Origin of the sequence: Bradyrhizobium sp. 170 (genome assembly GCF_023101085.1) — a bacterium.
GTDB lineage: Bacteria > Pseudomonadota > Alphaproteobacteria > Rhizobiales > Xanthobacteraceae > Bradyrhizobium.
The window spans coordinates 2,928,129-2,947,559 of the sequence record NZ_CP064703.1 but is presented as its reverse complement, the minus strand read 5'-3'; the positions used below and the strand labels follow the sequence as shown (position 1 = coordinate 2,947,559).

At 60.5% G+C, this 19,431-nt stretch carries 18 protein-coding genes and 1 pseudogene; 5 read left to right on the top strand and 14 right to left on the bottom strand.

Annotated elements, in window-relative coordinates:
• The first annotated feature begins 16 nt into the window (after positions 1–16).
• The 3 genes from IVB05_RS13775 to IVB05_RS13765 are packed head-to-tail and all read left to right on the top strand — an operon-like array spanning position 17 to position 3,728.
• Positions 17–508: a (2Fe-2S)-binding protein gene (locus IVB05_RS13775; RefSeq protein ID WP_276578747.1), complete on the top strand. Its 492-nt coding sequence runs from the start codon at positions 17–19 to the stop codon at positions 506–508.
• Positions 505–2,877, top strand: a complete 2,373-nt coding sequence (locus tag IVB05_RS13770; protein WP_247784894.1) for a xanthine dehydrogenase family protein molybdopterin-binding subunit — start codon at positions 505–507, stop codon at positions 2,875–2,877. The genes IVB05_RS13775 and IVB05_RS13770 overlap by 4 nt, the downstream gene beginning before the upstream one ends.
• On the top strand, positions 2,874–3,728 hold the full coding sequence (locus IVB05_RS13765) for a xanthine dehydrogenase family protein subunit M (protein WP_247784893.1): 855 nt from the start codon (positions 2,874–2,876) through the stop codon (positions 3,726–3,728). The genes IVB05_RS13770 and IVB05_RS13765 overlap by 4 nt, the downstream gene beginning before the upstream one ends.
• On the opposite strand, the gene IVB05_RS13760 is transcribed toward IVB05_RS13765, so the two are convergent.
• The 14 genes and pseudogenes from IVB05_RS13760 to IVB05_RS13695 all read right to left on the bottom strand — a co-directional run bounded on the left by IVB05_RS13760 (position 3,708) and on the right by IVB05_RS13695 (position 17,761).
• Complete coding sequence (locus IVB05_RS13760) at positions 3,708–4,211, bottom strand: helix-turn-helix domain-containing protein (RefSeq protein WP_247784892.1); 504 nt, start codon at positions 4,209–4,211, stop codon at positions 3,708–3,710. The two genes, IVB05_RS13765 and IVB05_RS13760, sit on opposite strands and share 21 nt — an antisense overlap.
• A gap of 126 nt (positions 4,212–4,337) precedes the next feature.
• Positions 4,338–5,591 carry a CoA transferase gene (locus tag IVB05_RS13755; protein ID WP_247784891.1) on the bottom strand — a complete coding sequence of 418 codons (1,254 nt, stop codon included), beginning with the start codon at positions 5,589–5,591 and terminating at the stop codon, positions 4,338–4,340.
• A 13-nt stretch (positions 5,592–5,604) separates the two neighbouring features.
• Complete coding sequence (locus IVB05_RS13750) at positions 5,605–6,507, bottom strand: enoyl-CoA hydratase/isomerase family protein (protein WP_247784890.1); 903 nt, start codon at positions 6,505–6,507, stop codon at positions 5,605–5,607.
• Positions 6,504–7,493 (bottom strand): fumarylacetoacetate hydrolase family protein, encoded by a 990-nt coding sequence (locus tag IVB05_RS13745; RefSeq protein WP_247784889.1) that lies wholly within the window; start codon positions 7,491–7,493, stop codon positions 6,504–6,506. Before IVB05_RS13745 ends, IVB05_RS13750 begins: the two co-directional genes overlap by 4 nt.
• Positions 7,494–7,644: 151 nt before the next feature.
• A pseudogene (locus IVB05_RS13740) lies at positions 7,645–8,296 on the bottom strand (flavin reductase family protein).
• An 87-nt stretch (positions 8,297–8,383) separates the two neighbouring features.
• On the bottom strand, positions 8,384–9,160 hold the full coding sequence (locus IVB05_RS13735) for an enoyl-CoA hydratase-related protein (protein WP_247784888.1): 777 nt from the start codon (positions 9,158–9,160) through the stop codon (positions 8,384–8,386).
• A gap of 18 nt (positions 9,161–9,178) precedes the next feature.
• Positions 9,179–9,793: a TetR/AcrR family transcriptional regulator gene (locus tag IVB05_RS13730; RefSeq protein ID WP_247784887.1), complete on the bottom strand. Its 615-nt coding sequence runs from the start codon at positions 9,791–9,793 to the stop codon at positions 9,179–9,181.
• A 135-nt stretch (positions 9,794–9,928) separates the two neighbouring features.
• Positions 9,929–10,756, bottom strand: a complete 828-nt coding sequence (locus IVB05_RS13725; protein WP_247784886.1) for an enoyl-CoA hydratase-related protein — start codon at positions 10,754–10,756, stop codon at positions 9,929–9,931.
• A gap of 22 nt (positions 10,757–10,778) precedes the next feature.
• Positions 10,779–11,783 carry a nitronate monooxygenase family protein gene (locus IVB05_RS13720; RefSeq protein ID WP_247786687.1) on the bottom strand — a complete coding sequence of 335 codons (1,005 nt, stop codon included), beginning with the start codon at positions 11,781–11,783 and terminating at the stop codon, positions 10,779–10,781.
• 49 nt (positions 11,784–11,832) lie between these two features.
• A complete protein-coding gene (locus IVB05_RS13715) occupies positions 11,833–13,020 on the bottom strand; it encodes an acetyl-CoA C-acyltransferase (protein ID WP_247784885.1) in 1,188 nt (395 codons plus the stop codon).
• 52 nt (positions 13,021–13,072) lie between these two features.
• A complete protein-coding gene (locus tag IVB05_RS13710) occupies positions 13,073–14,203 on the bottom strand; it encodes an acyl-CoA dehydrogenase family protein (protein WP_247784884.1) in 1,131 nt (376 codons plus the stop codon).
• A gap of 21 nt (positions 14,204–14,224) precedes the next feature.
• Positions 14,225–15,406 carry an acyl-CoA dehydrogenase family protein gene (locus IVB05_RS13705; RefSeq protein WP_247784883.1) on the bottom strand — a complete coding sequence of 394 codons (1,182 nt, stop codon included), beginning with the start codon at positions 15,404–15,406 and terminating at the stop codon, positions 14,225–14,227.
• A 13-nt stretch (positions 15,407–15,419) separates the two neighbouring features.
• Positions 15,420–16,157: an SDR family oxidoreductase gene (locus IVB05_RS13700; RefSeq protein ID WP_247784882.1), complete on the bottom strand. Its 738-nt coding sequence runs from the start codon at positions 16,155–16,157 to the stop codon at positions 15,420–15,422.
• Between the two features lie 14 nt (positions 16,158–16,171).
• Positions 16,172–17,761 carry a class I adenylate-forming enzyme family protein gene (locus IVB05_RS13695; protein WP_247784881.1) on the bottom strand — a complete coding sequence of 530 codons (1,590 nt, stop codon included), beginning with the start codon at positions 17,759–17,761 and terminating at the stop codon, positions 16,172–16,174.
• A 225-nt stretch (positions 17,762–17,986) separates the two neighbouring features.
• On the opposite strand from IVB05_RS13695, the gene IVB05_RS13690 reads away from it, so the two are divergent.
• The gene (locus IVB05_RS13690; RefSeq protein WP_247784880.1) at positions 17,987–18,730 is read left to right on the top strand and encodes an SDR family NAD(P)-dependent oxidoreductase; all 744 of its coding nucleotides are present in this window, start codon (positions 17,987–17,989) and stop codon (positions 18,728–18,730) included.
• 1 nt (position 18,731) lies between these two features.
• Positions 18,732–19,409, top strand: coding sequence for a glutathione S-transferase family protein (locus IVB05_RS13685; protein ID WP_256473288.1), 678 nt, complete (start codon positions 18,732–18,734; stop codon positions 19,407–19,409).
• Positions 19,410–19,431: the final 22 nt, after the last annotated feature.

The window sequence follows — 19,431 nt, the reverse complement described above, 5'->3', positions numbered from 1 at the left end:
GTTATCAGGAGGATTAATGCCCGAGCCCCAGACCCGTCACATGGTAACGCTAGAAGTTAACGGCACGCGCAAGATCGTGATGGTCGAGGCGCGACGGTTGCTGGTCCATCTGATCAGGGAGGATCTTGGCCTCACCGGCACGCATGTGGGGTGCGATACTTCGCAGTGCGGCGCCTGCACCGTGGAGATCGACGGAAAAGCGGTAAAATCCTGCACCGTACTGGCCGTTATGGCCGACGGTGCGTCGATCACGACGATCGAAGGCCTGACTGATACTGGCGCCGAACTCAGCCCCGTTCAGGCGGCATTCCATGAGCATCACGCGCTGCAATGCGGCTTCTGCACGCCGGGTATGGTGATGAGCGTGCGGCAGCTGTTGAAGGATCAGCCCGATCCGAGCGAACACGAGATTCGCCACGGCCTTGCCGGCAACATCTGCCGCTGCACCGGCTATCACAACATTGTCCGCGCCGTCGAAAGCCTGGCATCGAAAGGCGATCAGCCATGAACGTTACGACCGCTGCCCCCCACATCGGCCAGCCGCTCAGGCGACGTGAAGATCTCAAGCTTCTCGCCGGCAAGGGCCGATACGTCGATGATGTCAGGTTGCCGGATATGCTGCATATGGCGATCCTGCGGTCGCCACACGCCCACGCCGAGATCAGAAGTGTCGATCTGTCGGGCGCTAAAGTCGCCCCGGGTGTTCGCCTCGTCTTGTCCGGCAAGGCGCTCGTCGGCAGGATTTTACCGATCGTGCCGAACTGGATCATTCCCGGCAGCAAGGTGCCATTCCGTCCGGTGATCGCAACCGATCGCGTTCGCTTTGTCGGCGAGTGCGTGGCGCTGGTGGTGGCGGAGACGCTGGCCAAAGCCTACGATGCGATCGGTCTGATCGAGGTCGATTACAAAGTGCTGCCCGCGGTGACCGACGAAGAAGTCGCGATCCAGGAAGACGCGCCGCAGCTCCATGATAACGTGCCCGGCAACATCACCACAATCTACAAGGTGCGCGGCGGCGACTATCAGAAGGCCGCCGGCGAGGCCGATCATGTCATCAGCCTGCGCGTCGTCAACAACCGTCTGATCCCTACCTGCATGGAAACGCGCGCGATCGTTGCCTCGCCGGAACCGGACGGCACGATGACGGTCTATATCGGCAGCCAGGTTCCCCACATGCACCGGCGCTGGATCGCGGAAACGGTCGGGATTCCCGAGCATCAATTGCGCGTAGTGGCACCTGATATCGGAGGCGGCTTCGGCGCCAAGATGCATCTGTACCCGGAGGACTTGCTCTGCCCCTATCTCGCTCGCGAACTCGGCGTTCCAGTCAAGTGGTGGGAGAGCCGCTCCGAGAGCCATCAATCAACCAGCCATGGTCGTGCCCATACCGAGAATATTGAAGTCGCCTTCAAGAACGACGGCACTATCGTCGGCCTGAAGGTAGCGACGCTCGGCAACGTGGGCGCTTATCTCTCCAACATGGCAAGTGGTGGCCCAACCGTGAACACCATCAACTTCGGCACCGGCACCTACAAGATCGACAATTACGAAGCAATTTCCCGCGTTGTCGTCACCAATACCGTGCCGGTCGACGCTTATCGCGGCTACGGCCGGCCGGAAGGCGCCTATATTGCCGAGCGCGCGATCGATGCAGTGGCGCGCCACCTCAAGCTCGACCAGGTCGAGGTACGGCGAAGAAATTTCGTTCAGCCGGCAGATTTTCCCTATCGGCCCTACGGCAGCATGGGCGTGATGTACGACAGCGGCAACTATCAGGGACTGCTGGACAAGGCGCTCGCGGCTTTCGATTATGAGGGACGCCGCAGCGAATGCGAAGCCTTGCGCGAAAGCGGAATTTATCGCGGCGTTGGCGTCGCCGCCTATACGCATATGTGCGGCATGGCACCATCGCGTCGGTTGGCCATGAGCGGATTTGACCGCGGCGGCTGGGAAAGCGCGCGGGTCAGCATCGATTCCAGCGGGCGGGCCACGATCTATTCGGGCTCAATGAGCCAGGGACAAGGCCATATCACGTCGCTGTCGCAGATCGCTGCAGACGTGCTGCAGATTCCGATTGAGAACATCGACATCGTGCAAGGTGACACGCGCCAGGTTCAGGCCGGCCACGGCACCTTCAATTCCCGTTCGATGGCGGTCGGTGGATCCAGCGTGCACGTGTCCTCGCAGCGTATTCTCGCCAAGGCGAAGAAAATCGCGGCGGGCATGCTGGAAGTGGACGAGAAGGACGTTTCCTATTCCGCCGGCAAATTCAGCGTGCCCGGCACCGATATCGCCTCGGTGACGTTCTCAAGCGTAGCCCGCATGGCCTATGTCGGGCACAAGCTGCCTGACGGCGTTGCGCCGGGCCTGGACGAAACGGTGTTCTATGATCCGACGGGTATGGGTTCGCCGTCGGGCATCCATCTCGCCTATGTCGAGGTCGATCCGGAGACCGGGATCGTCGACATCCTCGATTATGTTGCCGTGGATGACGTCGGCACGCTGATCAATCCCCTGCTCGCTGCCGGCCAGATCCACGGCGGTGTCGTGCAAGGCATCGCGCAGGCGCTCTATGAAGAGGTCAGCTACGATCCGGACAATGGACAGCTTCTGACTGGCTCGCTGCTCGACTATGCCGTTCCGCGCGCCGAACATGTGCCGAACATCCGATCGCTGTTCCAGGAAACGCCCTCGCCCACCAACCCGATCGGCGTGAAAGGCATCGGCGAGAGCGGCTCGATCGCCGCCCCGCCTTGCATGGTTCACGCCGTGCTCAATGCGTTGTCACCGTTCGGTATCAAACATCTGGACATGCCGCTGACGCCGCCTCGCGTCTGGGCGGCAGTGCAAAAAGCACGCACGGGAGCCTCGCAATGATCCCCGCAGCCTTCGATTATGTCCGCGCATCTTCGCTTGCCCAGGCGATCGATCTGCTTAGGGACGATCCCGACGGAGCAAAGCTCCTCGCTGGTGGCCATACGCTACTGCCGGCGCTGAAGTTGCGGCTGGCGTCGCCCGAACTCCTGATCGATATCGGAGGCATCGCCGAGCTCAAGGGAATCGAAATCAGCGAATCAAGCGTCAGGATCGGTGCATTAACGACGCATGCCGAACTGTTTGCTTCCGAGCCGCTGTACGGCGAGTTGCCGATCTTTCGCCAGGCGGCATGCCTCATTGCCGATCCCCAGGTACGTAACCGCGGCACGATCGGCGGCTCGCTCGCGAACGCCGATCCCGCGGCCGACTGGCCGGCGGTTATGGTGGCCTTGCGGGCGGAGATCGAGATCGCAGGTTCGGATGGGCTCCGAAGGGTGCCGGCACAGGACTTCTTCGTCGATATCTTTTCGACGTTGCTGGAACCGGACGAAATTCTCGCCAGCATCCATATCCCGCGTCCGAAGGCCGGCACGCGCTTCAGCTACCGAAAGATCCGGCACCCCGCGAGCGGCTTTGCCGTCGTAGGAATCGCAGTAGGAGTGCTACTGCAACAAGGCGTGGTTGCCGATGTTTCCATTGGCGTCACCGGCGCAGCGAACCACGCGTTCGCCGGCCAGCACGCAGCCGATTTCCTGACGGGCAAGTCGCTTTCGCGGGACAACATCGACCAGGCAGCAAAATTGCTGAGCGAGACCAACGAGTGCCTCTCGGACCGTTACGCGTCAGCGGAATACCGCGCCAATCTAATCCGGATCGAGACCACGCGGGGGCTACTTGCGCTTTCGTCGTGAGACGGGAGCCTTGGGGCCAGCCGCAGCACGATCGGCGGCATCGCCGCCAAATCGCTTTCGATTGAACGGAACAGCACCTGCGCCGGCAACGATCTCGACGTCCTCGAGCCGCAACCGCTTGCCACCGCTCGTTCGCAATTCCGGATATTCGATCGGGCGCCCGGCAGTGCGGTCTCGGAACACGACCTGCGGCCCGGCTGGCTCAGCCAGCCAGTCGTCACCCCATTTCTTCAGCGCGAGATAGGCCGGAAAGAAATCGCGCCCTTTCTCGGTCAGAACATACTCGTATCGACCGGCGTGTTCGGGGAGCGGCACCCGCGTCATCACGCCGGCATCAACGAATTTCTTCAGCCGGGTGCTCAAGATGTTGGGAGCGATCCCGACATAGTATTCGAACTCGTCGAAGCGTTTCACACCATAGTAGGCCTCGCGCAGGATCAGGATGGACCAGCGATCGCCGACGACTTCCATGGCGCGCGCCATGGAGCATTCCTTGTTCGCAAGACGGCTTTGCTTCACACTGGACATAGCTTTTCAACTCCGAACTCAGCTCATACCATATTGAGCGAGATTCGTGCATGTCCAGTGCGCCTTTCGGCGTTTGGTCAATCAGGCGGCCTGCCCCGGCTCGGCCTCCGGCTTGGCGACGATCTCGGGCTGTAGTGCGCGTCGATGCGATACGAGCACGCCCGCTTCGGTCAGGCGTTTCAGTTCTGCGTCGCTCAAGCCGAGTTCACTGAAGACCTCGTAATTGTGCTCACCCTGAAAGGCAGGCATGCCAATTGGCGTCAATTCTTCTGCCGAAAAACGCCACGGCCGGCCGGGCAGTCGATACTCGCCGCCGCTGCGGTCAGGGACGCGTTGCACGGCGCCCCAGTAATCGCTCCATTCCGATGCCGTGAGCTCCTTGATCGACCGGATCTCGCCCATGGCGATTTTGGCTTCGTCGAACTGGGCGTCGAGGGTCGCCATATCCGGAAAGGTCAGGATCCAGGACTGGATGATCCGATGCAGCACGCTGAAATTCAACCGGCGCGCGGCGGCGGTGGAGAACCGTGGATCGCCCATCAGATCGACGCGGCGCATGGCGCGCAGCCACGACGGAAAGGTCCCGCTTCCGATGATGCTGGTCGCAACCGTGAACTTCTCCCCTTGCGGCCCCGTAAAGAACGGGCAATCGGTTGCTCCGAGCACCGCGGGCTCCGCCCCGATATCGTCATCGGAGAGATCGACATGTGCGCGTTCGTTGACGGCGAGCAGCGTCGCCGCCATCGCAACGTCGATATACTGGCCCCGTCCGGTCTTCTGGCGGCTGTTGAGGGCCGCGAGGATAGCGATGACGGCCTGCAATCCAGTGTAGACGTCGGCGTGCGACAGGCTGTCGGTGCGCGGCTCCGTCAGTGCGCTGCCATAGTGACGAACACTGTTTTCGGTAAAACCAGCCTCAGCCTGCACGGTCGGGGCATAGGCCATCCGGCTGCGCCACGGACCGCCCTGGCCATAGCCGGTGATCGACGCGTAGACCAGACGCGGGTTGCGTTTGGACAGTGTCTCGTAATCAAGGCCGAAGAAAGCCAGAGTCCCGGCGCGGAAATTTTCGACGACGATATCGGCGGTGTCGCAGAGCTCCAGCACCAGCTCACGGGCGCCGGGGATATTGAGGTTGATGCTAACGTTGCGCTTGCCAGCATTTTGCTGGGCGTAGTAGCCCGACATGCCGTCGGTCGATGGAAACGCCAAGCGCGAAACGTCGGGGCTTGGCGGTTCGATCTTGATGACTTCCGCGCCGAGGTCCTGCAAGGTCCGTGCACACAGCGGACCAGCCAGCACACGGGAGAAATCGACGACACGGATTCCACTCAAGGGGCCACTCATGTCAGCGCCCCGCGAACTTGGCGAGACCGGGGCCGTTCTTGCGGAATGACGCAAGACCGGTCTTGAGGTCTTCCGACGCCCAAATCGGCGCCTGTACTCTTGCCATCGCCTCGTCCGCGGCCACCACACCCTGGTTGACAGCGATATGCGCGAGCTCCTTGGTCGCGGCATGCGCCACCGTCGGTCCCTGCGCAAACTCCTCCGCGATGGCCATGGTCGCCGTCTCCAGCGACTCTTCCGGGACAGTGAGATTGATCAATCCCCACTTCTCCAGCGTCGGCGCATCGTAGCGCCGCGCCAGCATCGACATCTCCTTGGCGCGCTGCGCACCGATCCGCTGCACTTGCCGCTGGATTCCGCCGAGCAACGGATGAAGCCCAAGCGTCGCTTCGACCGATCCGATCTTCGCCGATGAGGCCGCGATGATGTAATCGCACGATAGCGCAAGCTCGAGACCGCCCCCCAGGCAAACGCCATGAACACTGGCGATTAGCGGGATTGGCAGCAGTTCCATGAAGCGCAGGAATTCGGCGCCGTTCAGCTGCCGATTTTCACCAGCCTGATCTGCGCTGTCTGCTTCCACCCGCTTCTCGAATATATCCAGATCTGCGCCGGCGGAGAAATGGCGAAGTCCGCTACGGATGACGATGGCGCGGCTGCCCGCCTTTTGCGCTGCCTCGACCTGCTCCACGATCGCGTTGAGGAGTTTGGGGCCGAGCAAGTTGTGCGGCCGATAAACCATTGTCAAAACGGAGATATTGCCGCGCTGTTCGCGCGTCACAAACGCATTCTCGGACAAAGCTGCCTCCTGTTTGCCGGCGGCTCTCGCGACCGCATTTTTAAGCGATAAACGCAACCTACATGATGACTTGCATTTTGCAAGCTGTAATTGCTTGTGGATCAAATGTCTTGGCGCTCGACCCGATTTTTCAAGACGCCGATCTTCTCGACCTCGAGCTCGATGCTATCCCCGTGCTCGAGATACCAGCCAAGTTCGAGGCCGCAGCCATTGCCCACGGTACCGGAGCCGATGAACTCACCCGGCATCAACGTCTCATCCCGGGTGATGTGGGCGATGATCTCTTCGAAGGAAAACAACATGCCTTCGCTCGTGCCCTGCGAACGAACCTCGCCGTTGACGCGCGCTTGCATCTTGAGGCTGTAGGGGTCGCCGATTTCGTCGGGCGTCACGATCCAGGGCCCAAGCACGTTGCCGCCATCGAAGCTCTTGCCTTTGGCGGGTCCCAATCGGCCTTCCATCTCTATGCGCTGGGCATCGCGCGCGGAAAAATCGTTGAAGATCGTGTAGCCGAATATGTGGTCGCGCGCCTTCGCTGCCGGAATGTTTAAACCCCTGTTCTTGGTCACGATTCCGAATTCCAATTCGTAGTCCATGACCTGACTGTAACGGGGCCATTTGACCGTCGTATTGGGGCCCCTCACGCTAAAGCGGTTGGTAATGTAGTAGATCGGTTGCTTGCGATAGACTTCGGGCAGCTCGGGCAGCGGCGCCGCCTGCAGGCGCGCGAGCTCCGCCGCATCGCCGGCCTTTCGCGCCGTTAGTTTGAGATGTCCAATCGGGCCTTGAACGATATGCACCGGAAACGACATGCCGTCGCGCATCTGGCGCGGCTCCGGCAACGGGGCAAGAACTTCGGTTTCCGCGACCGCGGTCCACAGGTCCTGATCTTTCCCGTAGCGATCAAACAAATTGGATGCTTCGTCGAGCGCAGCGTCGCCCTGGTCCACAAGGTCAAGCATCGAGTTGAACGCCGGATTTGGCTTGCCGGCGCGCTGCGATGCGGAAGCAAGATCAAACAACCAGCCGTCGGCGGCATGAACTAGCGCGACCTTATTTTGACCGCTTGATCGATAGGTAGCTAGTTTCAAGGCGCGCCTCCCAAGCCAGATGATCCCTTATCCTAACCACGGCAGCATAAATCATAACTTGCATTTTGCAAGCTATGATCTCACGAAGCAGGATTCGCTCGGAAAGACGTCTGATACGTCATGCGACCCGCTCGAAGGAGCGCTGAGTTACCTAGGAGCCATGGAAAGAAGGATGGCTGCTGCCGCGCGGGCGATCCATTTCGAACATTCGGTCCTCAGTTACTTCGACGTAATCCCGCCCCGTCCAGCTCGAAGGATCGGGTTGGCGAGCGCGGTCTGATAAACGCCGTCCTTGATGAGGGTTTTGTCGATGTAAACCGCGACGACCTCGCCGAGAACAAGCCATCCCTGGACCGTCTCGCCCTTCCAGTTCTTGAACTGGACGACCTCGGTAACCTTGCATTCCATCGCCGCGCGGCTTTCGCGCACCCGCGGGACGCTGACATGGCGGCTGGGCGCCGCCGTCAATCCTGCGCTTTCGAATTCACTTACACCGTGTGCCAGCGGAGCCGCCGTCTTGTTCATCTGTTCGCCCAATTCCCTGGTCACCAGGTTCCAGACGAACTCGCGCGTCTCCGACACGTTCTGGACGCTGTCTTTCCAGGAAATGGATGCAAAGCCCAGGATCGGCGGGTCATAATTGAACGCATTGAAAAAGCTGTAGGGTGCAAGGTTGAGTTGCCCCTTCGCGTTTCGCGACGAAATCCAGCCAATGGGACGGGGCGCAATGATCGCGTTGAAGGGTTATGTCGAAGTCCATGCCCCTTGGATGGCTCGTAGTAGTGAACGTTTTCGGTATCCACGCTGAGACGCCTCCCGAATGACAGTCGATCCTAACGGATCGCGATTCTCACGTTGAGCTTTCCCTTCGCCGCATCCGTTGCAGCGTGTCAGCCAACCGTTAGTTTCGAAAAGTCCGGCTTACGACGTTCGGCAAACGCCGCGAACGCCTCGCGCGCTTCTCCGGTCTGCAATCGCTCGCGGAACAGGGCGCTTTCACGGCTCATTTGCGCGGTGATCCTCTCCATGTCGCGCATGAGAGCCTTGGTGTGGCTGAGCGAGCCCGCGGGCCGCTGGGTCAGAGCTTCAGCGGCTTGCCAAGCCCTGGCTCGCAACTCTGCGGCCGGCACCACGGCATTGGCCAAACCACAGGTCAATGCGGCGCTGGCATCGAGTGGCTCGCCCAGCGCAAACATCGCGTACGCGCGGACGTGCCCGATCCGCGCAGGCAGCAACCAGCTCGAGGCCGCCTCTGGAACCAGCGCCAGGTTCACGAACGGCGTCATCAACCTCGCGGTGTCGGCAAGAAAAACAAGATCGCAATGCAATAGCATCGTGGTGCCGACGCCCACCGCATTGCCTTGGACTGCGGCGATAAGCGGGCGGGTTGCCTTGCCGAGATTGTTGATGAACCGGAAGGCCTGGCTTTCACCCGCGTCCTTGCCATTGGCTTGGGCACTGAAATCCGCGAGATCGTTTCCGGCCGTAAAGCTGTCGCCGTCTGCCTGGAACAGTACGACGCGTATGGCCGGGTCCTGCTCCGCCCGCTCCAGCCCATCGGACATGGCACTGTACATGGCGTTGCTCAGAGCATTCTTCTTGTCGGCGCGGCTCAACGTCAATGTCATGATGCCCGCGGCCACTTCGGTTTTCACGTGTTCAGTCACGGTCGCCTCCTCTCGAATTCAGATCTGGTCTACTGCACTCGCTTCCGCGCTGGCGCTTGCTGTCTGATTGCGCAGGGCCTGCCGACCGGCCTTCAGAAGGGCGTCAGACAGCTGCCTGTCGCCGGCCGCACGCGCAAGCACGATGGAGCCGACCATGGTCGCGATTGCGCCGGCTGCGGCCTGCCGCGCATCCGTTGACGATCTCCTCGGGATCAAACGGGCGATGACATCGATCATTTTCTCGAGCCTGCCAGCAAAGGTACGCCGCGCCTCCGGGCCTGAACGTCCGATATCCGCGGCTAAAGCCGGAAGCGCACAACCGCGTGCCGCATTGTTGCGATGGCGGGGGCTCAGATAGGACTCGACGACTGCGTCGAATCCTTTCTCCGCGGGCAATCCCTCCGTGAGATCCAGCCAATGGACGACGGTTCGATCCATGGCCAAGGCGAGTGCCTCAACGACCAAAGCGTCGCGGGACTTGAAGTAGGCATAGAAGCTGCCATGTGTCAGATCGACGAGCTTCATCAAGTCGACCACACTTAAACCGTCGGCACCGTTCTCACGCAACCCATAGGAAGCATTCTCGACGATCCGCCTGCGGGTCTGTTGCCCATGGTCTTTGGAGTAACGCATCGTCTGCTCCAGGAATTCCCAAAATCAGGCTCACATTAGATTATTATCGTCATATATACCAACCAATTCGCACAGAAGAGCACCTTGATCTGCGTGTTGACGAGGAGCGAGGCTGACGTCGAACCCGAACGCAGGCTATTGCCTGACAAATACGGCCTTGCGCTTGTCAATAAAGGCTCGCACCGCCTCCTTATGGTCCGTCGTCCGCGAGGAGCGGACCATGTATTCCGCTTCCTGATCCAACGAATCCAGAAGGTCGGCTGTCAGGGCATGGTCAAGGTTGTCCTTCATGCCGGCGTAAGCTTGCAAGGGGCCTTCGGCCAGCGACCTTGCAAGCGCAAATGCAACCTCGCGAAGCTCGGCGTCGGCTACCACCCGATTGACGAGCCCCAGGGTTTCGCAGCGGCGCGCGTCGATCCGCTCCGACAGAAACATTAACTCGCGTGCCCGGGACGTTCCGACCAGCCGGGTCAGCAGCCAGGCGATGCCGTAGTCTCCCGTCAACCCGATGCGGGCATATCCCGTGGTCATCACAGCCGATTCGGCGGCGATTCTAATGTCGCAGGCGAGCGCGAGCGCAAGCCCTGCGCCCGCCGCAGGCCCGGGAAGCGCGGCAATCGTCGGCTTTCGCAATCCGACCAACGCCCCCGTGAGGGTGCGCTGCTTGATACGCAAGTCGGCGATCCGCTCATCGATCGGCGTTTCGCCCTTGGCCGCATTGCTCCCCATGCCCTTGACGTCACCGCCGGCGCAAAATGCGGCCCCGGCACCGGTAATGAGCAAAGCGCGGACGTCGAAATCGTCGCCGCACTGCCTGATCATGCGCCGCAGCGCCGGGGTCAGTTGATCGGACAAGGCGTTGCGCGCCTCGGGTCGGTTCAACGTGATGAGCGCCACGCCGTCCCGGATCTCACACAGCAACTCGCCGGTGCCGGTATCGACCTCGATCCGATCTTTTGCCATGTGCGCCACTCCCGTCGCGATTTCACGCGACCTTCAGGGCTTCCTTGCTATCGGCGTCGAGGAACCCCGTAAGCCGGCCCCTGATCAGCCGCTCGGCATCCGCCATGATGCGGTCGACCAGTTCCTTCACCGTCGGAACGTCGTTAATGAGCCCAACGACCATGCCGCAGCTCCACGCACCGGCGTCCATATCGCCGTCGATCATCACCTTGGGATAGACGCCCGCCACTTGCTCGTGGATATCGTCGATCTTCAGGCCTTTGCCTTTCTCGCGCTCGACCTCGAGCAAGTGCTCGACGCCCTTGTTGTTCAATACCCGCTCGGTATTCCGGAGCGCGCGCATGACCAGACGCGTGTCAAGTTCCGAGGCCTTGACCAGCGCATTCTTAACGTTCTCGTGCACCGGCGCTTCCTTGGTGGCGATAAAGCGGGTGCCCATGTTCATGCCGGCAGCCCCCATCGCCAGCGCCGCAACTAGGCTGCGGGCGTCCGCCATGCCGCCGGAGGCAACGAACGGTATTTTCAGCTCCTCGGCTGCACGTGGCAGCAGAATCATGTTGGGCATGTCATCCTCGCCGGGATGACCGCCGCACTCAAAACCGTCGACGCTGACGGCATCGCAGCCAATCTGCTCGGCCTTCAGCGAATGCCGGACGGAGGTGCATTTGTGGATCACTTTGATGCCACCTGCCTTCAGGGCCGGCATGTACTGTTCGGGGCTGCGCCCGGCGGTTTCAACGATCTTGACGCCACCCTCCCTGATAGCGGCGATGTATTCAGGATAGGGCGGCGCCGTGAAGGTCGGCAGAAAGGTCAGGTTCACGCCGAACGGCTTGTCCGTCATATCGCGGCAACGCGCGATCTCCTTGGCCAATAGTTCCGGCGTCCGCTGCGTCAGGCCCGTAATCACTCCGAGCCCGCCGGCATTCGACACCGCGGCCGCGAGTTCGGCGAACCCCACATAGTGCATTCCGCCTTGGATGATCGGATGCTCAATACCAAACATCTCAGTAATTGCTGTCTTCACGCGTACCTCCAATATTACAAAATGTAGGGCCCTGCCGGCCCGTTGTTCGTCAGTGGACGATTTCGATAAGGCCCGCGGCGCCCATGCCGCCGCCAATACACATGGTTACAACAGCATACTTGGCCTTGCGCCGGCGGCCCTCGATCAGGGCATGGCCGGTCAGCCGCGCTCCGGTCATGCCGTAGGGATGGCCGACCGCGATCGAGCCGCCGTTGACGTTGAGCTTTTCCGGGTCGATCCCGAGCTTGTCGCGGCAATGGATGACCTGCACCGCAAATGCCTCGTTCAACTCCCACAGGTCGATGTCGTCGACCTTGAGTCCGTGTCGCTTGAGCAATCGGGGCACGGCATAAACCGGACCAACGCCCATCTCGTCGGGTTCACAACCAGCCGAGACAAAGCCGCGGAAGATGCCCAGCGGCTTCAACCCCTTTTGCGCCGCGAGCTTGTCGCTCATGATCACTGAAGCACTCGCACCGTCCGAAAGCTGACTGGCATTTCCCCCGGTAACAGTGAACCCCGGCCCCTTGGCTGGCTTGACACCTGCGAGACCTTCGGCAGTCGTGTCGGGACGTGGCCCCTCGTCCACTGAGAGCGTCACTTGCTGGTAAGAGACGGCACCGGTCGCCTTGTCCGTGATTGCCATGGTGGTCTTGATCGGCGCCAGTTCGTCGTTGAACCGTCCGGCCTGCTGCGCAGCCGCCGTCCGACGCTGACTTTCCAGGCTGTACTCGTCCTGGCGTTCGCGCGAGATACCGTAGCGTTTCGCCACGACTTCGGCGGTATCCAGCATTGCAATGTAGGCATCTCCCTTCATCGCGAGCAGTTCCGGATCGACGGCATGAAAACTGTTGAACTGGTTGTTCTGGACCAAGCTGATCGACTCGCCGCCGCCTCCGATGGCAACCTCGACGCCATCGAAAATGACCGAGCGGGCAGCCAACGCAATCGCCTGGATCCCGGACGCGCATTGACGGTCGATGGTCGTTCCGGCCACGCTGACCGGGAGTCCTGCGCGCAACAGCGCCTTACGCGCAATGTTGGTGCCGGTGGTGCCTTGCTGCATGGCGCAGCCCATCACGACGTCCTCAACCTCGGCTCCGGCGACATTCGCACGGGATAACGCGGCAGAAATGGCATGACCCAGCAGTGTCGCGCCTTCCGTATTATTGAGGGCGCCCTTGTAAGCCTTGCCAATGGGCGTGCGAGCTGTCGAGACTATTACGGCTTCGGTCATTATTTACCTCAGTTTTTGGGGGCAGCAGTCGATGGCTGCGTCGGGAAAGAGTTCAAGTCTGTTGCGCGTACCGCATCAGATGATAGGTGGGGTCACCGAACTGGACGTTGAGGGAGCTTATCCGCTTGAAGTAATGGCCAACGTTCAATTCATCGCTCATGCCCATTCCGCCATGCAGCTGCACGGCCTGCTCTGCGACAAATTTGGCCGCGTACCCAACCTTGGACTTCGCGCCGGACGCCAGCTTCGATCCATTTGGCTCTCCGGCCACGAGGCTGAGGTTCAGATGCTGCGTGAGAGAGATTGCCTCCTCAAGGGCGATGAACATATCGACCATGCGATGCTGCAATACTTGAAAGGTCCCAAGCGCTACCCCAAACTGCTTGCGCGTTTTGCTGTATTCAAGCGTCGCTGAGTTCAACACAGACATCGCCCCGACCGCTTCGGCGCAGAGCGCCGCTATGGCGCGGTCGCGGCAGGCCTCAAGGGCCGCGACGCCTCCGCCTTCGCGCCCAAGCAGTTGGCCGGCCGGCACCTCGACGTTCATCAACGTGAGTTCGGCAGCCCGCCGTCCATCGATGGTCTTGAAGCCTTGCAAGTGAAGATTGGCCGAATGGCGATCGACGACAAAAAGGCTCACGCCGTCGCGATCGCGAGGGCCGCCGGACGTCCGCGCCGATACGATCAGCTTATCGGCCCAGGGCGTACCGACCACTGCCGCCTTCGTTCCGCTCAGGACAAACTTATCACCTTGACGCCGAGCTGTTGTGGTGACGTTGTTAAAATCGTAACGTGATCGTCCCTCCGCCCAGGCCAGCGTCCATATCGCTTCGCCCTCCATGATCTTTGGCAGGAGCGCCTCGCGCTGTTCGGGAGAGGCGACGTCTTCGATCAGGCCGCCGGCGAGCACGACCGTCTCAAAATACGGCTCAACGACAAGATTGCGACCGAACTCTTGCATCACGATCATTGTCGCAAGCGAGCCGCCACCCAAGCCGCCGGAGCTTTCCTGGAACGGCGCGGCGCAGAGCCCAAGTTCGGCAAAGGATTTCCAGTGCCTGCGGCTCCAGCCCTCGTCCGTCGCAACGATCTTGCGGCGTTCGTCAAAATCGTATTGTTCGCGCAGAAACCGTTGAATGCTGGAACGGAGCAACTCCTGCTCTTCCGTCAACTGGATATCCATTAGATGCCTCGTGCGATGTAGTCAGAGACCGAGCACCGCTTTCGCGATGATGTTGCGCTGGATTTCGTTCGATCCCCCGTAGATGCTAAGCTTCCGGGAGTTCAAATATTTTTCGGTTGTGGTGTGCCCATAGTCCGGTCCCGGCATGAAGTGATTGGCGCTTATCGGGTGCTCGCGGATCGCGAGACCGTAATTGCCGATCGCTTGATGAGTCAGGTCCGTGATACGCTGGAATATCTCGGTACCCCTGATTTTGAACAGCGACGCGGCCGGTCCCGGATCGATGCCGCGCGACATCTGGGCGACGATGCGCAGTTCGGTCGCCTCCAGCGCGAGCACATCGAGCTCGACGCGCGCGATGTCCTTGATAAACTCGCCGAACGCCGGATCGTCCTCACCGATTTCGGTTTTCACGATCTGCTTGAGACGCGCGAGATAACGTGTCGACCGGCCGATCCCGGCCATGCTGGTGCGCTCGTTGCCGAGCAGGAACTTTGCGTAAGTCCAGCCCTTGTTTTCCTCGCCGATCAAATTCTCGGCAGGCACGCGCACGTCCTCGAGGAAGACGTCGTTGACCTCGTGCGATCCGTCGATGGTAATGATCGGCCGCACGGTAACTCCAGGCGATTTCATGTCGATCAACAGAAATGAGATGCCGGCCTGAGGTTTTGCCGAAGAATCGGTCCGCACCAGGCAGAAGATCCAGTCGGCATGTTGGGCCAGCGTCGTCCAGGTCTTGTGGCCGTTGACGACGTAGTGATCGCCGTCGCGCACCGCCTTGGTGCGGACCGATGCCAGGTCGGAACCGGCGCCTGGCTCCGAATAACCCTGGCACCACCAGTCCTCGCCGGAGAGGATTCGCGGCAAATACTTTTTTTTCTGCGCATCATTGCCGAAGGTGTAGATGACCGGGCCGACCATGGTGACGCTGAAAGCGAGCGGCGGCAACGTCCCGGCCCGTGACGTCTCCTGTTCAAAGATGAAGCGCTGCGTGACCGACCAGCCCGGGCCGCCGTACTCCTTGGGCCAGAGCGGCGCGATCCAGCCCTTCTTGTGGAGGATCTGGTGCCAGAGGAGCGACTGCTCCTTGGTCAAATCGGTTTCGGGGTTTGGAACGCGCATTTCCTGCGGATAATTCTCCACGATAAAAGCGCGCACCTCGTCGCGAAACGCAGCGTCCTCGCTGGAAAGATTGAGTTCCATCGTGAGAGGCCCGCTACCACTTCTCGCCGAAGGGGCGGATTTCCAATTCGAACGTCCATGCGCTGCGCGGCTGCTGATAGAGCAACCAGTAGGATTCCGCGACCGACGACGGCGGCATCAGCGCATCGGGATCGTCGAGCGCATTGGGGCCGAGCGCCTCGATCCGCCGCTGGCGCACCCATTCGGTATCGACGCCGGAATCGATGATGAGATGCGCCACGTGAATGTTCTTGGGACCCAACTCGCGTGCGGTCGCCTGTGCCACGGCCCGCAGTCCAAACTTCGCGCTGGCGAAAGCCGCATATCCGGTCCCACCGCGAAGGCTCGCGGTCGCGCCGGTGAAGAAGATATTGCCTTTGCCGCGGGGAAGCATCAGCCGCGCCGCTTCGCGACCAGCGAGAAAGCCGGAATAGCAGGCCATCTCCCAAACCTTGCGGAACACGCGTTCAGTCGTATCCAAAATAGGGAAGTTCACGTTGGCACCGATGTTGAAGATGCAGACCTCCAGCGGAGCGTGTTTGTCCGCGTCGCTAAGAAAGGAAGTGATCTCCTCTTCCTTGCGTGCATCGAGAGAGCGTGCGTGAATTTCGCCTCCCGCCTTCTCGATCTCCTTGACGAGCGGCTCGAGCTTGGCGCCGTTACGGCGCCCGGCAAACACCGTGAAGCCTTCGGAGGCGAACTTCTTTGCGATCTCGCCACCGATAAAGTCCCCGGCACCGATCACGGCCACGGTTGCGTTTCTCTTTTGCAAAGGTCTTCTCCCGGTCAAGATAAGCTGGTTCGATGTTGGAATTTCACCGCCTGCAAGGCAGCAGCTCGGTCGCGATGCAAACAGGCCGCGAGCTCATGCTCGCGTATCTTGCCGGTTGAGCTTCCTGGCAAGACATCGACGACGACGATTTTAGGCGGCTGAATATAGGAGGCGAGCCAAGGTTTGATGGAATCCATCAGATCGGTCGGCCTGACGCGCGACCCAGGGAACGGCTGCACGAATGCGATAAGCTCTCCATCACCGTTAAGGGCCGGTCCGATAATGGCGGATTGCACATCCTTATGTGCATTGAGAATTGCCTCGATCTTGGCTGCGAAGGCATTAATCATTTCCTTGGTACGACCGACAATGTACAGGCAATCGCCGTCAAACCGGGCAAGATCGCCGGTATTGAACCAGCCTTCGCTATCGATCACTTTGGCTGTCAGCTCCGGAGCGCGGTAATAGCCGCGCATCACGTTGCGCCCGCGCAAGTGGAGTTCTCCGACCTCTTTCTTTGATAATGGTATGCCGTCGATTGTCCTGAGGCGCCCCTCTACTCCCGGCAGCAACGTGCCGACAGTGTGATCGGAACGTGGCACATCGAAGCGTACGCCCGATATTCCCGGCGAGCATTCGGCGATTCCGTGCGCGTTGAGCAGCGGCAAGCCAAACTCCTTCTCAACGCGAATCTTCAGACTCGGGTCGAGCGGCGCGCCGGCAACGGCAATCAAGCGCAACGAGCTCCAAACGAATCGCTTCAGACCCGATACACTCTTGTACTCCAGCAGGCTTTGATAGGTGCCCGGTACGCCACTGAGGATGGTTACCCCCTCCTCCGTGATCGCCTTGACGGCAGCCGCCGGATCGTACTCGCTGACCATCCGCGCTTTGCCGCCGACCATCAGCGTCATGATCAGGAGCGAAATGCCGTCGATATGCGACATCGGCGACACCAGATAGACCTTATCGTCTCGAACTATCTTGCGGGAAAGCGCCGTCGTGCAGGCGCTGATCAGCAGGTTTTCATGGGAGAGCATAACGCCCTTCGGTACCCCCGTCGTTCCCGAGGAGTAGATCAGCACCGCCACTTGCTTTGCAGGATCGGCTTCCACCGGCTCGACGGTTGCGCTTTGGTTGAGCGGCCCGACGGCGATGTTGTGCAGCGGGCCTAGTTGCCGGTTCTCAGCTCCGAGGCGCGACGCATGGATCGCCGTTTCCTTCGAGACACTTGAAGTAAAGAACATCCGGCGAGCGCCGCTGTGATCGCGAATCTGGTCCAGCTCGCGCGACGACAATTGCGGATTGGCGACGACCGCCCAGGCGTCGAGCCGGCTCGCCGCAAGCAGCAACCCCGCCAGCGCAATGCAGTTCTCGCTGACGATCATCATACGATCGCCTGCCCGCACGCCAAGTGAGGAGAGAACGGAGGCGATCTCGGCGACCCGTCCGTGCAGGTCACGATAGGTCCACGTAGCGCCGTCTTCGATCAGAGAGATTTGGTCCGGGGTATTGTCGACATGGTCCGCCGCGACTTCATGGATGCGGCGCGGCAACGCTGCAGCAGTCTTATCGATATCGATCACCACCGAAAGACCCGCCACTATCAACCTCCCGAACAGCAAACGTCGCCCGTTGCTCCGGCGCGTTCGATTTTCATTTAACGTTCTTTTTTAGAACTCGTCAATTGCTTAAATGAGACTCCCGGGTCCATTGCCATAAAGAGGCAGCCCTTCTACCCTATCAGCTGTTCATAGAAAGTTCGTTTACAACGGGGCCGATCGAGGTTACCTCACGGTATCAAATAAGAACTAATCAGGGAGGTGAAGATGACGGAAGAGCGCGGCGTAGCCATACTTGTGGGCGCAGGCGACGCGATCGGCGCAGCCGTCGCGCGCCGTTTTGCCAAAGGCGGCTATACGGTCTGCATTTGTCGGCGTGAAGCAGTCAAATCCCAGGGTCTTGTGGATGAACTTACCGCCGCGGGTCATCGGGTTCACGCCTTCAGCGTCGATGCCCGTCAGGAAGCCGAGGTCCAGAAGCTGTTTGCGGAGGTCGAAAGCAATATCGGGCCCATCGAGGTCTGCCTTTTCAACGCCGGATCGAATGTCAACAAGCCCCTGGTCGAGACCACGGAGAAGCTGTTCTTCAAGGCCTGGGAGCTGGCCTGCTATGCAGGCTTCCTGGTCGGGCGCGAGGCGGCTCGCGTCATGGTGCCACGCGGGCGCGGCACCATCTTCTTTACCGGTGCGACCGCCAGTATCCGTGGCAGCCAGGGGTTTGCGGCCTTTTCATCGGCAAAGTTCGCGCTTCGCGCGGTCGCCCAGGCCATGGCGCGCGAACTGGGGCCGAAGAATATTCACGTCGTCCATCTCATTATCGACGCCGGCGTGGATAGCGAGGCCATTCATCAGCGCATGAAAGCAGCAAGAGGGATCGAGGCCAGCGACATCCCGCCGGATAGCCTGACAAAAACATCCTCCATCGCCGAGGCCTATTGGTTCGCCCATCAGCAAAGCCGGGACGGCTGGACACACGAACTGGACCTGCGTCCGTCGGTAGAGAGGTGGTGACATGAGCCCAATACCGGACCTGACTCTATGGGGAGTTGGGACAAGTCGCACCATTCGTCCGCATTGGGCCATGCACGAGCTGGCATTGCCTTACAAGACGAAGCCGATCGGGCCGCGGACGGGCGAGACCAAGACGGCTGAATACACCAGGCTTAATCCCCGCCAGAAGGTCCCCTTGCTGCAGGACGGTGACTTCTGCATCGGCGAAAGCGCTGCGATTGTAGCCTATCTGTCGCGAACCTATTCGACGCCGGACCGTTCACTGATTCCCGAAACCCAGCGCGAATTCGCTGCATGGCTCGAATGGTGCTTCTTTATCGTGGCCGAACTCGATTCGACCAGCCTTTACGTCATGCGCCGCCATCGCGCCGATGCATTGGGACCTATCTATGGAATTGCGCCAGAAGTCGTGGCACAAGCCGGTGAGTATTTTCGGCAACAGTTGCGACACGTGGAAGTCGCCCTTGCAGACGGTCGCCAGTTCCTGATGGGTGACCGGTTCACCAGCGCTGACATTCTGCTCACAACCTGCCTTGATTGGGCGATCGCTTACGGTGTCGGCATTTGTGACAACGCTCATCCCTATCTTGAGCGTATCCAGAAGCGGGACGCCTATCAGAGAGCGGTCGCAGCGAATGTCCCGTTAACGTCCATCACACCAGCAGCGACGAAAATCTGAAAGCTGATCGCCGGCCCCGCAA

What these genes read in the sequence shown, in the direction of transcription:
- IVB05_RS13775 (WP_276578747.1), top strand. Translation starts at nt 17, where the DNA reads ATGCCCGAGCCCCAGACCCGTCACATGGTAACGCTAGAAGTTAACGGC.
- IVB05_RS13770 (WP_247784894.1), top strand. Translation starts at nt 505, where the DNA reads ATGAACGTTACGACCGCTGCCCCCCACATCGGCCAGCCGCTCAGGCGA.
- IVB05_RS13765 (WP_247784893.1), top strand. Translation starts at nt 2,874, where the DNA reads ATGATCCCCGCAGCCTTCGATTATGTCCGCGCATCTTCGCTTGCCCAG.
- IVB05_RS13760 (WP_247784892.1), bottom strand. Translation starts at nt 4,211, where the DNA reads ATGGCGCGCGCCATGGAAGTCGTCGGCGATCGCTGGTCCATCCTGATC.
- IVB05_RS13730 (WP_247784887.1), bottom strand. Translation starts at nt 9,793, where the DNA reads ATGCGTTACTCCAAAGACCATGGGCAACAGACCCGCAGGCGGATCGTC.
- IVB05_RS13725 (WP_247784886.1), bottom strand. Translation starts at nt 10,756, where the DNA reads ATGGCAAAAGATCGGATCGAGGTCGATACCGGCACCGGCGAGTTGCTG.
- IVB05_RS13715 (WP_247784885.1), bottom strand. Translation starts at nt 13,020, where the DNA reads ATGACCGAAGCCGTAATAGTCTCGACAGCTCGCACGCCCATTGGCAAG.
- IVB05_RS13710 (WP_247784884.1), bottom strand. Translation starts at nt 14,203, where the DNA reads ATGGATATCCAGTTGACGGAAGAGCAGGAGTTGCTCCGTTCCAGCATT.
- IVB05_RS13705 (WP_247784883.1), bottom strand. Translation starts at nt 15,406, where the DNA reads ATGGAACTCAATCTTTCCAGCGAGGACGCTGCGTTTCGCGACGAGGTG.
- IVB05_RS13690 (WP_247784880.1), top strand. Translation starts at nt 17,987, where the DNA reads ATGACGGAAGAGCGCGGCGTAGCCATACTTGTGGGCGCAGGCGACGCG.
- IVB05_RS13685 (WP_256473288.1), top strand. Translation starts at nt 18,732, where the DNA reads ATGAGCCCAATACCGGACCTGACTCTATGGGGAGTTGGGACAAGTCGC.